A 13,676-nucleotide genomic window follows, 5' to 3' on the forward strand; every position below is an offset into this window, starting at 1 on the left:
GAAGGGGGTCCCTTTTGGACGCCGATAGGGGGTCCTTTTTGGACGCCGATTGACATATTATCTCTTATTATGACAATCGCCCTTGTCGGAAATAGGCTCATTATCGGAGACCGGATTGTAGGTTTCTTTGATAGCCATGCCTCGAAGCTCGGAGATTGGGCCACAAGGGGAAACACCCGTAGAAGGGGGACTTTCGCTGTTTCTGTCATGGCGTTACCCGTGCTTGCCATGGGCGTACTGACACCGATCGCCGACACATACGGCCGGTCGAAGGCCGACACTGTTCGTCAATCCCTCCTTACCTCCTGCATTTCGAGCTGCTTTAGTCTTAGGTCTACTAAAATGGCGAAGCCTGTAATCGGTCCTATCGTTGCTCAGGACTCCACTAAGATAGCGATTCTCACCTCCACCGGACTACGACTGTATCAATGGTCGGAGGTTGAGACACTCTCGCCGTTTCGAGGTCAGCCCGCTCAGGCGAAAGCCGCAAAATAGGCTAGTACCTTTTGGGTATACCCGTATAGCACTACCGGGTCTCGGTACACTTTCCGTGTGCTATAGGTTCAAAAGTACCACTCTCAATTTTGGTGCGTTTTGCATGCGACGAGCTAGCTATAAAAGACCATACGCACCGATCCATAGATCCGATGCGGCCGATCATCGTCGACCCGTAAGACGGGATCGATTTCTTTCTCGCCAGTAGCCCGCGGTGTGTCACGTGGCACACCGTTGGTCGCGGAAGCCGAGCCTCGCGTCGCGATCCGCGCGGTAGCGGCGTCGATGCGTTTCAAGGCGGGCGCTGGGGCTACCGCACCGAACGACCTCGGTGCCGGCGGGCCCGTGTTCCTCGCGAAGGGCACACCATCGGACTACCTGTGGATCCCGGACATTTGAAGGTTTGGCCGCTCCCCGGATGGATGGGGCGAGACGTACGTGTCGCGCCGCTGGTCGTCGGTGTGATCACGCTCGCGGCATCAAGCACCAACTCTCCGGTCGAAAGCCCATAACCTGCATGACACGGCGTCGAACGTCATGTACCCCGTCATCATGGGTATGCTCCAACAACCATGTTCGCGCCATCTGGCGATATGGTTCGCGGTGCTCGCGATCGCAGCAAGACTCGTCGTCCCGAGCGGCTTCATGCCGGAGAGGGCGGGCAACCACGTGGTCATGGCGGTTTGCACGAGCTCTGGTCCGCTGGTGACCCTCGTTCAGGTTCCGGGTGCGTCGACGGACACGCGCGACGGCTCCGAAACCATCCGCCCTGCGTCACCGTGCTGGGTCTCCGCCACGGACACCTCGATCTGCTCGGCGGTCGATCCGGTCCTACTGACTGCCGCCCTCGCTTTCATCATCAAGACGTCGATCTTCCACGCCGTACGAAGCACTGTGCCGGCACCTCCACGTCTTCGTCCTCCACTACGGGGACCACCCTCGACCCGCTAGGCATCGGTCAGGCGGCATCCTCTGCGTCCGCCGCCTCCAACCATAATTCCATGACCGATGGAAGATTCGAAAGGTCGCATGACGCCTCCGGTCAGCGGATGGCGCGCGACCAGACTCGACCTAAGCGAGGAACATACCTTCATGCTCAGCCAACGTCACAGCGAGACAACGCTCGCAGCCATCAGCACCAAACGCTTCCTGCTCCTGGCAGGGCTCGTATCGATCCTGATCAGCGTCGCCACTTGGACGTTAGATCTCACACAGGCGACCTACGCCTGTCCGTTCTGTCGAGTCCAACGTTCGGCGATCGGTATCCTGGGGATACTGATTCTGCTTCTCCCGTACGGCAATCGGTTCTTCCTCCGGTATGCCGCAGTCGCTGTTGCCACGCTCGGGTTGGGCGTCGGCATGATGCAGAACTTCAATGGCGGCTGGCTCGCGATGTTCAAAGGGACGTTCAAGCTTCATGATCCGATCTGGTTCGACTCGACGATTCTCTCGTCGTGCGCCATCGTGATCATGTCCTTTCAGCTCGGGATCATCTTCGAGGTCTCGGCGAGGCAGACGCTTCGGACGGAGAGGGCCTGATCATGCTGAAGTCGACGGTGGCATGCATCGCATGGCTCTTGATGGTCGCGCCTGCGGCGGCCGAGCCGACGCAGATCGTCGTGCGGGTGATCAGCCAGGACGGGAAGTTCGTCGGCGATCACACGGGAGGAGCATCCATCACGCTGCGCGAGGTGAAATCGGGCAGGGTGCTCGCACGCGGTGTCACAAGGGGCGGGACGGGCGACACGGAGCGGATCATGGAGGCGTCTCGACGCAGCCCTTCGATCGCGCTTGCCGATGCCGCATCCTACAAGGTCACTCTCGATCTCGGCGAGCCGACGCTCGTTGACCTTGAGGTGGAGGGCCCCATAGGTCGTCCTCGATCCAGCATCAGCGTGAGATCGCAGCGCTGGATCGTCCCAGGCGTGCCGGTGACGGCAGGCAATGGCTGGCTTGTCGAGCTACCGGGGCTCGCGATCACGCCCACCATATCGACGCAGGGCCGATCGGTTTTGATCACGGCCAAGGTCGAGCTGATGTGCGGCTGCCCGATAACTCCCGATGGACCTTGGCCATCCGCCGATTACGCCGTCACTGCGAGCATCTGGAGCGGGCGCCACGAACTGGCGAGCGCGCCGCTTGCGTTCACCGCGGCGCCTGGGACGTTCAGTGGGCGCATCACCCTACCGCGAGCCTGGAAGGCGAAGATCTACGTCAACGCCGTGAACGGCCGAACGGGCAACTCGGGACTGGCGACAGTCAGGTTGCCGTGAGCCGAGGCGCTGCGCGTGGGAAACCGAAGCGCGCAGCGCCTCCGTCGATTGACGAGCTATTGATGAGGATCCGCCGTGTCCAAACCTCAATTGCGGATCGGCAGGGGAAAGATGCAAATCCGCTAAGAATGGTTTCACTGGCATGAGCCGGATCGAACGCCATCGCATGTATGAGAGGACCTGTGGCTTCTGATGATGCAGCGCAGGTAAGACCTGCATCATCGCATTAGATGCACCTTTCTTCGACGAACACGCTCCCGCACCCTGCGCAAGTCCCAGGTTCAGGTTATAATCGGCGAGACTTCCGCAGGCACGTCGTCCGAGTCGGTATCCACATGCTTCAGGTGAACGGTCTGCGTGGCGTAGGCTATCGGAACCTTAGCCTTCTCCAAGCTGGCATGGATCTTCAAGAGCAAATCCTGTCGGATGATCAAGCTCTCGTCGAAGTCCTCGGCCTTGATGTAGGAGAAGATTTCTATGTCTACGGAGCTCAGATTAATGTCCTTCAGGCGCGCCCGCGCGCCCGGCTTGATGATATGTTCGTTCGCCTCCAAGATTTCCGTCATCATGTGGAGGGTCGCGAGCAGCTTGTCGGACCTGATCCCGTGCTCCAACCTGATGATCGGATTGAATAGGAAGGAGTCCCGTCGAGCGAAGTTTTCGATCTGTCGCGCCGAGAAATCTCCGTTTGGAATGGTCACCACGGTCCGCTCCAAGGTGCGGATGCGAGTGGAACGTATGCCGACGTCCTCCACCGTGCCTACCACGTCACCGACCTTGCAGAAATCGCCGACCTGCACGGGTTTGTCTGCGATCAACGTCACGCTGCCGACCAGGTTCTCGACCGTCTTCTGCGCCCCGAGAGCCAAGGCGATGCCGCCGATGCCCAATGCGGCGACCCCCGTCGTGACGTCGATCCCGAACGTGTCGAGGACGGCCACGACCGCGATGAACAGCAGGACGAGCTTCGCAGCGCGACGGACGAGACTGATCACGGACACCGCTTGCCGTCGTTCCAGCCCCTTGAGCCGATTGATGCTGAGCTGTGCCACCGCATCGATCATGCGGGCGAAGAACCACGCCAGCGCGATCCAGGCGAAAACACCCAGGTACCGCAGCAGGATCTGCCGTGCGATGATGGAGACCGGCAGCGATCCCGCCCATAGCTGGAACAGCAGGGTCGCCCCGAACAGGCTTACCGGCGGCATCGCCGCCTGGGCCACACGATAGGTCCTGCTCCTTTCGTGATCGTGGATCGTGCGCCTCATCACGAAGAGGATCCCGGCGCTGACCACGTAGAAGCCAAGGAAGACGAGCGACGCGAGGCCGAGCAGGGTCGACCAGTCCCCGACCGCGGCGCCCCCGATTTCGATCGGTTGCCCGCCTTTGCCGGTGTTCCTATGCTCGTGCAGCCGCCGTGCGGCGATGCTGGTCTTCAGCGCCACACGCCAGACGTTGCCGGCCGTTGCCGTTCCGCCACGCGTAAGGAGTATGGGAACGTCACCTGTTCTCGAGAGGCTTCCTACCCGTTCGATGTTGGCGCCGAGACCGTCCTCTAGATTTCCCTGCGGGTCGTTGGACAGCGAAACGAACGGATCGATCGCACCGCTCCGATCCAATACGGACTGAAGCTCCTCCGTCAGACGGCGAACGTCCGCCTTGGCTTCGAAGTAGCGGCCGGCCCGACTGTAATCGCGCTCGGCCATTGCGGAAAGAAGACCTGAGACGGTGCCTCGCGGCGTGTCGCGGCCATAGATGTCGGTCGGGGGCTTTGTGGACGACGCGGACGCGCCGGCTTTCGGGGCGGCCTGCGACTGTGCCCGACCCGGCACGGCGCCCGCGAGGAGCACCATGCCGATCAAGTGCAGGCGTGATATACGAAGCATCGATGGCCTCATGCGCCTGCGATGAAGTTCTCGACCGCGATCTGGGCGAGGTCGTCGGTCATTTGGGTTCGCGGATGCTTGCAGAAATAGGCGGATGCGGGGTCGATCACGCCAGCGATGCCGCGGTCCTTGGCGATCGCGGCGCAACGGATCATGTCGATCGCGACACCGGCGCTGTTGGGCGAATCCTCAACCGACAGACGCAGTTCCAGGTTCATCGGCACGCCGCCGAACAGCTGGCCTTCCATGCGCAGGAAGCACACCTTGTTGTCGTTCTGCCACGGCACGTAATCGGACGGGCCGATATGGACGTTGTCGTCCTCCAGCCGCTTGGCCGCGACAGACTGCACGGCTTCCGTCTTCGACACCTTCTTGGATGCGAGGCGACGGTGGTTGGACATGTTGAGGAAGTCGGTGTTGCCGCCGGTGTTGAGCTGGTAGGTGCGGTCCAGCTTCACGCCGCGCTTGGCGAACAGGTCGGTCAGCACGCGGTGGACGATCGTCGCGCCCAGCTGCGCCTTGATGTCGTCGCCGATGATCGCGACGCCGGCATCCTCGAAGCGCTTCGCCCATTCGGGGTTGGAGGCGATGAAGACCGGGATGTTGTTGACGAAGGCGACGCCCGCTTCCAGCGCGCATTCGGCGTAGAATTCGGTCGCCTCCTGGCTGCCGACCGGCAGGTAGTTCATCAGCACGTCGGTGCCCGAACGCTTCAGTTCGGCGACCACCTCTTCCTTGGTCGGCTGGGTGTCGTTGGCGACGACGAAGGTACGGTCGTCCTTGTATTCGCTCATATGGTCGGCGACGCCGTCCAGCACCGCGCCCATCTTCACCACCGTGCCGGTCAACGGGATGGTGGCGGCGAACACCGCGGTGCAATTGGGCTTGGCGAAGATCGCCTCGGCGACGTCCTTGCCGACCTTGCGCGCATCCACGTCCCAGGCGGCGACGACCTTGATGTCGGAGGGTTCATAGCCGCCGACTTCCCAGTGCATCAGGCCGGCCGCGTCGTTGGTGCCTTCGCGATAATGCTCCAGCCCCTGGACGAGCGAGCTCGCGCAGTTGCCAATGCCGACGATGGCGATGTTGGTGAGTTTCACGAATTCACTCCGGTATGCAGCCGTAGCTCGGCTTTATCGATGGTGAGCATCCATGCGTGACGCCTGCGTGGACATCGCTCTTATCATGCCGAGGACGCCGCCTGGATTGGCGGCGCCCTTGATCACGTCGGCTTGAATGCTGCTTGCAAGCGACGGCTCTTCGTCACCTTGCTTTTCAGTGGTTGAAGAGGCCGTCGATCAAGCCCCCTCGTCGACTTCGCTCATGGCGGCCAGCGCCGCGAATGCCGGGCGTGCTCTTCGGTCTGGTTTCAGGCCCCCGGGCAGGGAAGCGGGCGCTGGTGGGATGCGGGCTGTCCCGCGGACCATCAATGCCAGCGGAGGCGGGATTTCGCGCGGTGACCTTGTCGAGTCTGCTCGGGTCGAACCAGACGCCTCGGCAGCGGGTGCGATAGTCGAGCTCGCCCCCCCGGCGGTCGGCGGTCAGCAGTCCGAGCTGACGTCCGGGATCCAGCATAGCGCCGGCACGGCGCTGCGATGACGATGGGATGTCGTTCATGGCCTGCCCTTGAGGTTCGTCCGTGAGGCTCAAGGATGGATGCCCTGTTCGGCGCAATCGCGTCCCGAAACCTCAGTCTGGATCGTGCTGTGTCCGATCTCGTATCGGTCTCGCAGAAGCGCCTGAACGGCCGCGCGCGTCCCATCGACGTCGGCACCGCGATCGAGTACGAGGTGGACCGTACAGTTCACCTCGTCGTTGCTCATCGACCAGACATGCAGGTCATGAAGGTCGGCGACGCCGCGCACGCCGGCGATGGCGGTGCGAACCTCGCTGAGCTTGAGGCCGCCCGGAACGCCTTCGAGTAGGACGTTGCTGGTGTCGCGCAGCAGGATCCACGTACGCGGCAGGACCCACAGGCCGATGCCGACCGCTACGATTGGGTCGACCCAGGTCCAACCCGTGAAGCGGATGGTGAGAGCGCCGGCGATGACGCCGACGGAGCCAATCATGTCGGCCCAAACCTCCAGATAGGCGCCCTTGACGTTGAAGCTGCCTTCCTTACCCGCCATCAGCAACCGCATCGACACGATGTTCACGACGAGTCCGATCGTCGCGACGATCAGCATGCCCCAGGATTGAACCTCCTGTGGGGTGTTGAAGCGCTTGATCGCCTCGACGAAGACGTAGATCGCTACGCCGAACAGCAGCACAGCATTGAAGGCCGCAGCGAGGATTTCGAAACGACGATACCCGAACGTCCGCTTGTCGTCGGCCGGTTTCTGGCCCAGCTTTATAGCTAGTAGCGCGATCACCAGCGCCATCACGTCGGTCATCATGTGGGCGGCGTCCGAGAGGAGCGCCAGGCTGTTGAAGACGAAGCCGCCGACCACCTCCGCGATGAAGTAGGTGAAGGTCAGCGCGAGCGCCCAGCTCAGCATCTTGGCGTTGGCGCCGGCCGCATGGTTGTGACCGCCCGCACCATGGCTGTGCCCGTGACCTTCGGCGACATCGTGCGCTTCGGCACCGTGGTTGTGGTCGGCGCTCACTTGCCGGCCTCCCGCTTCGCGAGCCAGATGCGCATCCGCGAGATCTCAGCCCGCTGCGCCATGACCACCTCCCGTGCGAGCTTCCGCACCTCGGGATCGCGGCCGTATCTCAGCTCGACCTCCGCCATCGCGATCGCGCCTTCGTGGTGCGGGATCATCGCACGCATGAAGTCGACATCGGCATCCCCGGTGAACCGAATGTCCATGACGCCGTGCATCTTGGCGTTGGCTGCGCGATACGCCCGCGTCGCGGGAGAACCTGTCGGTGCGGCCGGTCGCGGGTGCCGTCCGTGCGGCATGGTCTGCGCGACCGGTCGCGCGCTCACCGACGCGGTCGCGGCGACGGCCGCGACCGCCAGCATTCTCTTCATCGTGGGCATGTCGTCTCTCCTTTCGGATGGGTGGGCGCAGGGCGCCGATCGGGATCGAAGTGGTTCATCCGGCGATCTCCTCAAGCGCGAGCAGCGCGAGAAAGCCGATGAAGAAGAAGGCGCTGATGAGTGGACTGTCTGGCTTCTCGTGCGCCTCGACCAGCAGCTCCTCGGTGACCAGATAGAGGAGCGCCATGAGGCCGAAGCTCAGAAAGCCAGCGATCACCACGGGTGACAGTGTGGCCACCGGCAGCGCGGCCAGTGATCCGATCGGAAGCAGAAGGGCGAGGCCTGCGACCGTCAGCACGACCCGCAGCCTGGAGCGCATGGTCTCACCGAGTTCCGTCGTGAGCGTCACGCCGAGGAACAGCACCTCGAGCGTCAGCGCGACCGTCAGCAGGATGCCGGCCTTGGCGCCGGCGACGAATGCCAGTCCCAACACGAGGCCGTCGATGAGCAGATCGATCCCGATCGCGCCCAGCAGCGCGGCGGGACCTTCGAAGCGTTCCTCGAAGCCCTTGAGCGCGAGCATGACCGCCACACCGGCGGCCCCGCCGATCAACGTCGCGGTCGGGCTCGCCTCATGCTTGACCTGCGGAAGGATCTCTGTCGCCGCCGCGGCGAACACGACGCCGGCCGCGAGATGCTGCATGGCGCTGGTGAAGGCGGCACCGGGACGTCGCACGACCGCGGCAATCGCGCCCAGAATGACCGCGATGGTCGGGATGATGGTGTAGTTCAGTGCCAGCATGGCAGTACTCCCAAACGCGAATGTCCGCGCGATCGGCTTCGCCCGGTCGGTCGGGACGGCCTTCCGTCGCCAATCGTCCGAAGTCGGATCGTGCTCTGACCGCTGCGGCGCTTCGGCGTCTTCGCAGCGTATCGTCGCTCCCACGATGCGGTCGATGCCGGTCGGTATGCCGACGTTCGGATCCTCACAATCATGCGATCGGCCCTGGTTGTGAGGACCAGTGCCACTTCCCTCCGCGGCGCCTCCATGTCGCGAATCCGATGCGATGGAACATTCCGATCCATCGGATCAGCACGAGCACATGCGGGGTGGAGATCAGCCTGTAGGTTCTGCCAAGGCGCGTCGTGCGTACAAGCAGGTTGGCTGCCAGGAGCCACAGGCCGGCCGGAAGAAGAGCGGCGAGAAGCTGAAGCGTCTTCATCGTGTGGTCAGGCAACGCTTCTGCCCTGTGATGGTCCGCAGGACAGGCAGGGCGATCGCACGGCCACTCAAGGCGCCCGCCGAAGAACGGATCCGGGTGCGATCCGAGCGGGCCTGGGCCCGAATGGATCGACGCGCGCGAAGATTACTGAGGGCCATCAGTGCCCCCCCTCGATGGATCGAACGTTGCGACCCTCCAGGCGTACCAGATGAAGGCGGCAACGATCACGGCGTTGCTGGTGGGCTCGATGAGGTCGGCCACCTGCCGATACCGGGTGCCCAATCGGAAGCCGGCCACCACCAGGACGCTCGTCCAGATTGCGGATCCTGCGAACGTCGCAACGAGAAACGGTACGAGCGGCATTCCGCTGACGCCGGCCGGCACGGATATCAGCGTGCGGATGCCCGGGATCATGCGTCCGAACAGCACCGCCCAGCGCCCGCGCCGATCGAACCAGCGGTCAACCCGATCGATCTCGCTTGGGGTCAGTGTCAGCCAGCGGCCGTGCGAGGCGGCGAAGCGCTTCAGGCGATCGACGCCGACCCAGCGACCGGCATAGTACCACAGGAGCGCACCGACACCCGATCCGAGCGTGCCGGCGACGATGACGGCTGGCACGCCGATTTCACCTCGCGTGGCGACATAGCCGCAGAGCGGCAGGAGCACCTCCGACGGGATCGGCGGAAAGACGTTCTCCAAAAGCATCAGCAAAAAAACGCCGAAACCTCCCAAGGAGGAAAGTACATCCAGTATGATGTCGAACATTGTGATTCAGATCCCCGAGCGTCGCGGGCGCAGCCGAAGACGATGCTCGAGCAACATCCCCAGGCTGCTGCACGCAACTGTCTTTTCAGACGTGGGCGTTCTCACGGCTTCCACCGTCATCCTGCCCTACCGGTCGGATCGCGGTAGGCTAGCAGCCTCAAGGCGTTGACGACGACCAGCAAGGTCGATCCCTCGTGCACCGCCACCGCGGGTCCGATGCCGAGTCCCAGGATGGTTGCCGGCACGAGGAAGCCGACGACGCCCAGGCTGACGAAGACGTTCTGGCGGATTACCCCTCGCGTGTGCCTACTGAGGCCGACCGCGAACGGCAGGTGCGCCAGGTCGTCGGCCATCAGCGCCACGTCTGCGGTTTCCAGAGCAACGTCCGAGCCCGCCGCGCCCATCGCGATGCCGACGGTCGCACTCGCCATGGCAGGTGCATCGTTGACTCCATCGCCGACCATCGCGACCTTGTCCTCGCCTGCCAGCTTCTTGATTGCGGCCACCTTGTCCTCGGGCATCAGATCGCCCCAAGCTTCGTCGATCCCGACGTCCCGCGCGATCGCCTCGGCGACCTTTTGATGGTCGCCGGAGATCATGATCATTCGCGACACACCCATGTCGTGCAGACGACGCAACGCGGTCCTTGCAGCTTCGCGCGGCGTGTCCATGAGACCGATAGCGCCGAGATCTCTGTCTCCCATCCGCACGACCATCGTGGTGCGGCCGCTCTCGCGCAGTGTTGCAATGGCACTCGATGCCTCTTGGCCAAGCGCCGGAATGCCTTCCTTGCCGAACATCTCGGCCTTCCCGATCCACACTGTCTCGTCCCCGACCGTTGCGGTGACGCCGCGGCCGGTGAGGCTCTTGAGGTCTCCGGCTTCGGGAAGTTCGCGTGCGCCCAGTCGTTCGCGGCCGTCCTTGACGATCGCCTGCGCAAGCGGGTGGTCGCTGAGCGCCTCGACCGCGACGGCGAGTGCCAGTAGCTCGTTCTCGTCGGCAGCGTCGACTACCACGACATCGGTGATGCGTGGCCGCCCCTCGGTCAATGTGCCCGTCTTATCGAAGGCGATCGCCTTCAACGATCCGAGGTTCTCGAGCGGCGCGCCGCCCTTGACCAGCACGCCGCCCCGCGCCGCTCGCGCGACGCCGGAAAGCACCGCACTCGGCGTCGCGATCGCCAGCGCGCAAGGGCTTGCCGCCACCAGCACGGCCATCGCCCGGTAGAAGCTGTCGCGGAACGGCTCGTCGACGACGACCCAGGCGAACAGGAGGAGAAAGGCGAGTGCGAGGACGGCAGGCACGAACACCCGCTCGAAGCGATCGGTGAACCGCTGCGTCGGAGATTTCTGCGTTTCCGCCTCGCTGACCATTTTCACGACCTTGGCGAGTGCACTCTCGTTGGAGCGGCGCGTCACCTCGATCTCGATCGCGCTCCCGCCATTGATCGTACCGGCGAACACCCGGCTTTCGGCACTCACCGCGTCCGGCTTGGCACGAGCGGTTACGGCATCGGCGACGGGAACCTTGTCGACCGGGATGCTCTCGCCGGTGACGGGAGCCTGGTCGATCGCGCTGGAGCCCTTGATGATGAAGCCGTCTGCGGGCAAGCGTTCGTTTGGCCGAACGATCGCGACATCGCCGATCACCAGCTGTTCGACGGGTATCTCGCTTTTCTGACCGTCCCGCCGGACGGTCGCGATCTCCGGCGCGAGCTTCGCAAGCGCCTCGATGGCCTTCTTGGCACGACCCATGGCATAATGCTCGAGCGCGTGACCGAAACTGAAGAGGAAGAGCAGCAGCGCGCCTTCCGCCCAAGCGCCAAGGGCCGCAGCACCGGCCGCGGCGACCAGCATCAGGGTGTCGATCTCGAACCTGCGGAGGCGCAGGTTGTCGATCGCTTCGCGGAGCGTGAAGAAGCCGCCGAAGAAATAGGCCGCGACGAAGCAGGCGGTCGGCAGCCATTGCGCCGCGTCGGGCATAAGCTTCTCGATGCCGTAGCCGATCCCGAGCAGCGCACCGCAGGCGAGAGCGAAGATCAACTCGGTGTTTGGCCCTAGAAACTCGGCGTGCGAATGATCGTGCCCGTCGCCTGGGCCATGCTCCTCCTCCCTCGTTTGGTCGCCCGTCCCGTGATCGTGTCCGGCATGATCGTCGGATGCGATCCGTTCACCGAGACCTACCTTGAGCTTGCGAAGCGACGCACGGATTTCGTCCTCGTCCGTCCGCTGGCGATCGTATTCGACGCGGATCGTTCCGCTGGTGCTCGCGCTCGCCTGGACAACGCCGGGCATCGCGCCGAGCGTGTCGCCGACGGTGCGTGCCCGGCGTTCGTGCGTGATCCCCGTCACCTGCCAGATGGAATGGCCGTAGCGTTCGGTGATCTCGGCGCCTGCCGCACGTACCATCTCGCGCAGACGCGGCAGCGGCAGCTTGGCGGCGTCAAAATGGATGCACAGTGCTGCAGGGGCGTCACCGTCGACCGTGATGACGTGGGCCTTTTCGACACCGTCGCGCGTCGTCAGGGTGGAGACGAGGCGATCCAGGCAGGCGTCGGCGGCATCGGGCAGGTCGGGCAGCAGCATCGGAATGTCGAGTTCGAGCTTGTCGTTCATGACGGTCTCCCAACGTTGGTCTTTGGTCGGATGCGGGCAAAGCGGCATATCCCGTATGTTGCGGCGGTAAGTACGAAGCAGACGTTGACGTATAAAAAGCTAGAGAAAAGTCATAGCTCTCCTAGTTTAGCGTTGATCATGCCTAGGCTATAGATACGTATTGACAGCACTAAATATTCAATAATGAGCGTTAGCCACCCTCCTCAATTGGATGACAGGCACGTATTCTTTTATTTGAAAAGGTGAATGCGATTGATTTGCCGGCAACAATCGCTTTTAAATGGCGACTTCGAAATTCCTCTCCTGTGCGATTTGCTCGCAAAATCTGTGTTTTGCCATGCGGCAGCCAGGTTACTGCCATTTGCAACCCGTCAACAAGATAGTCGACATCGGCACGCGACCCATCATCGCAATAGACAATGCGCTGACCGAGAAACCCAGGCACCGTACTTGCATTATGGGGCCCAACCATTGACCTATCGGAGCCACCATCGCAGGAAGATAGTGCCAAAGCCGAAACTGCCAGCGGCAAGAACGTCGCGAGTCTTAAAGCTGATTTTGGCAATCCGTTACGTATACCGCTCACCATAGAACTCCACCTACTGGAGTTATTGGCGCAGGAGCCTCTAGCCTAGCGGCCTCTAATAGATTGATTTCGATTGTCCTGCACATTGCTGTGAGCGGTACATCATGGACGGAATTTGCAAACGGATCAGTTAAATCGTCTCCAATGCTCAATACTGCCAAAAATATAAGGCCTATCAATGTTGATCCAATTGGCGTCGCGACACCAAGCGACTCAACTAGCGCAACTGGCAAGAGAAGGCAGAATATCCTTGTGAATAGATTTGGAAAGAATCGAAATCCATTTGGTAGTGGCGTATTTTTGATACGCTCCATCCCGCCTTGGGCATTGGCGATGTCTATAAGGATGCGTTCTACAGTTGCCTGCTGAATCGTGTCTATGCGACCCGCAGATAGTTCATTCGCAAAGACAAGAGATATACTATTCAAAATCGCATTAGCGGGATTGCTTTCGTAAGCGGTGGCTTCAGCCAGCAACACACCAGCAGAACGATCAATCTCGCCACGGACAGATTCCTTGCGAAGTTGGCAGCGGAGCGCATTGGCGAAGGCGATCTGGCGGCGAATTACATCTCGATGAAGGTCATTACCCGTGTTGCTTGCGGCTGAAAGGCTGAGAGTGAATCTGGACAGAGAGCGTGACGCGTTGATAAGCGCGCCCCACAGCGTCCGCGCCTCCCACCAGCGCGCATAGGCGGCGTTGGTTCGGAACCCCATGAACAGCGCGATCGCGGTGCCGAATAACGCCGTCGGAAGCGGCGGCTCCTTGATCGGCGTCATGAAGTGGAAGGCGGTGACCGCGACATCCCATACGAAGAGGATCGTCAGCGGCTTCCATACCTCAAACATGATCTGCCGAAATCGTGGCGTGGCGCCCACAATCATAAATATTCATTGCTCCAGCATGC

The 13,676-nt window shown here is 62.2% G+C and carries 12 protein-coding genes; 2 read left to right on the forward strand and 10 right to left on the reverse strand.

The window, feature by feature from the left end:
* The first annotated feature begins 1,524 nt into the window (after nt 1–1,524).
* Nucleotides 1,525–2,034 carry a disulfide bond formation protein B gene (locus tag Q0579_RS02900; protein WP_083706812.1) on the forward strand — a complete coding sequence of 170 codons (510 nt, stop codon included), beginning with the start codon at nt 1,525–1,527 and terminating at the stop codon, nt 2,032–2,034.
* Nucleotides 1,950–2,768 carry a hypothetical protein gene (locus Q0579_RS02905; protein ID WP_298808916.1) on the forward strand — a complete coding sequence of 273 codons (819 nt, stop codon included), beginning with the start codon at nt 1,950–1,952 and terminating at the stop codon, nt 2,766–2,768. The genes Q0579_RS02900 and Q0579_RS02905 overlap by 85 nt, the downstream gene beginning before the upstream one ends.
* Nucleotides 2,769–3,049: 281 nt before the next feature.
* Here Q0579_RS02905 and Q0579_RS02910 read toward each other — a convergent pair whose 3' ends face one another.
* The 10 genes from Q0579_RS02910 to Q0579_RS02955 form a co-directional block, all read right to left on the reverse strand.
* The gene (locus Q0579_RS02910; RefSeq protein WP_240456345.1) at nt 3,050–4,621 is read right to left on the reverse strand and encodes a mechanosensitive ion channel family protein; all 1,572 of its coding nucleotides are present in this window, start codon (nt 4,619–4,621) and stop codon (nt 3,050–3,052) included.
* 41 nt (nt 4,622–4,662) lie between these two features.
* Nucleotides 4,663–5,754, reverse strand: coding sequence for an inositol-3-phosphate synthase (locus Q0579_RS02915; RefSeq protein WP_076718508.1), 1,092 nt, complete (start codon nt 5,752–5,754; stop codon nt 4,663–4,665).
* A gap of 175 nt (nt 5,755–5,929) precedes the next feature.
* Nucleotides 5,930–6,271: a zf-TFIIB domain-containing protein gene (locus Q0579_RS02920; protein WP_184106161.1), complete on the reverse strand. Its 342-nt coding sequence runs from the start codon at nt 6,269–6,271 to the stop codon at nt 5,930–5,932.
* Nucleotides 6,272–6,300: 29 nt separating this feature from the next.
* Nucleotides 6,301–7,260, reverse strand: a complete 960-nt coding sequence (locus Q0579_RS02925) for a cation diffusion facilitator family transporter (RefSeq protein ID WP_298808925.1) — start codon at nt 7,258–7,260, stop codon at nt 6,301–6,303.
* On the reverse strand, nt 7,257–7,622 hold the full coding sequence (locus Q0579_RS02930) for a DUF305 domain-containing protein (RefSeq protein ID WP_206362710.1): 366 nt from the start codon (nt 7,620–7,622) through the stop codon (nt 7,257–7,259). Before Q0579_RS02930 ends, Q0579_RS02925 begins: the two co-directional genes overlap by 4 nt.
* 73 nt (nt 7,623–7,695) lie before the next feature.
* Entirely contained in the window at nt 7,696–8,382 is a 687-nt protein-coding gene (locus Q0579_RS02935) for a ZIP family metal transporter (protein ID WP_076718511.1), read from the reverse strand.
* Nucleotides 8,383–8,947: 565 nt separating this feature from the next.
* A complete protein-coding gene (locus Q0579_RS02940; protein WP_076718514.1) occupies nt 8,948–9,568 on the reverse strand; it encodes a DedA family protein in 621 nt (206 codons plus the stop codon).
* 116 nt (nt 9,569–9,684) lie between these two features.
* Complete coding sequence (locus tag Q0579_RS02945) at nt 9,685–12,183, reverse strand: heavy metal translocating P-type ATPase (protein ID WP_184106160.1); 2,499 nt, start codon at nt 12,181–12,183, stop codon at nt 9,685–9,687.
* A gap of 190 nt (nt 12,184–12,373) precedes the next feature.
* Entirely contained in the window at nt 12,374–12,769 is a 396-nt protein-coding gene (locus Q0579_RS02950) for a hypothetical protein (protein WP_237243630.1), read from the reverse strand.
* On the reverse strand, nt 12,766–13,653 hold the full coding sequence (locus Q0579_RS02955) for a bestrophin family ion channel (RefSeq protein ID WP_184106159.1): 888 nt from the start codon (nt 13,651–13,653) through the stop codon (nt 12,766–12,768). Before Q0579_RS02955 ends, Q0579_RS02950 begins: the two co-directional genes overlap by 4 nt.
* Between the last annotated feature and the right edge of the window lie 23 nt (nt 13,654–13,676).

The organism is uncultured Sphingomonas sp. (assembly GCF_936927845.1).
GTDB lineage: Bacteria > Pseudomonadota > Alphaproteobacteria > Sphingomonadales > Sphingomonadaceae > Sphingomonas.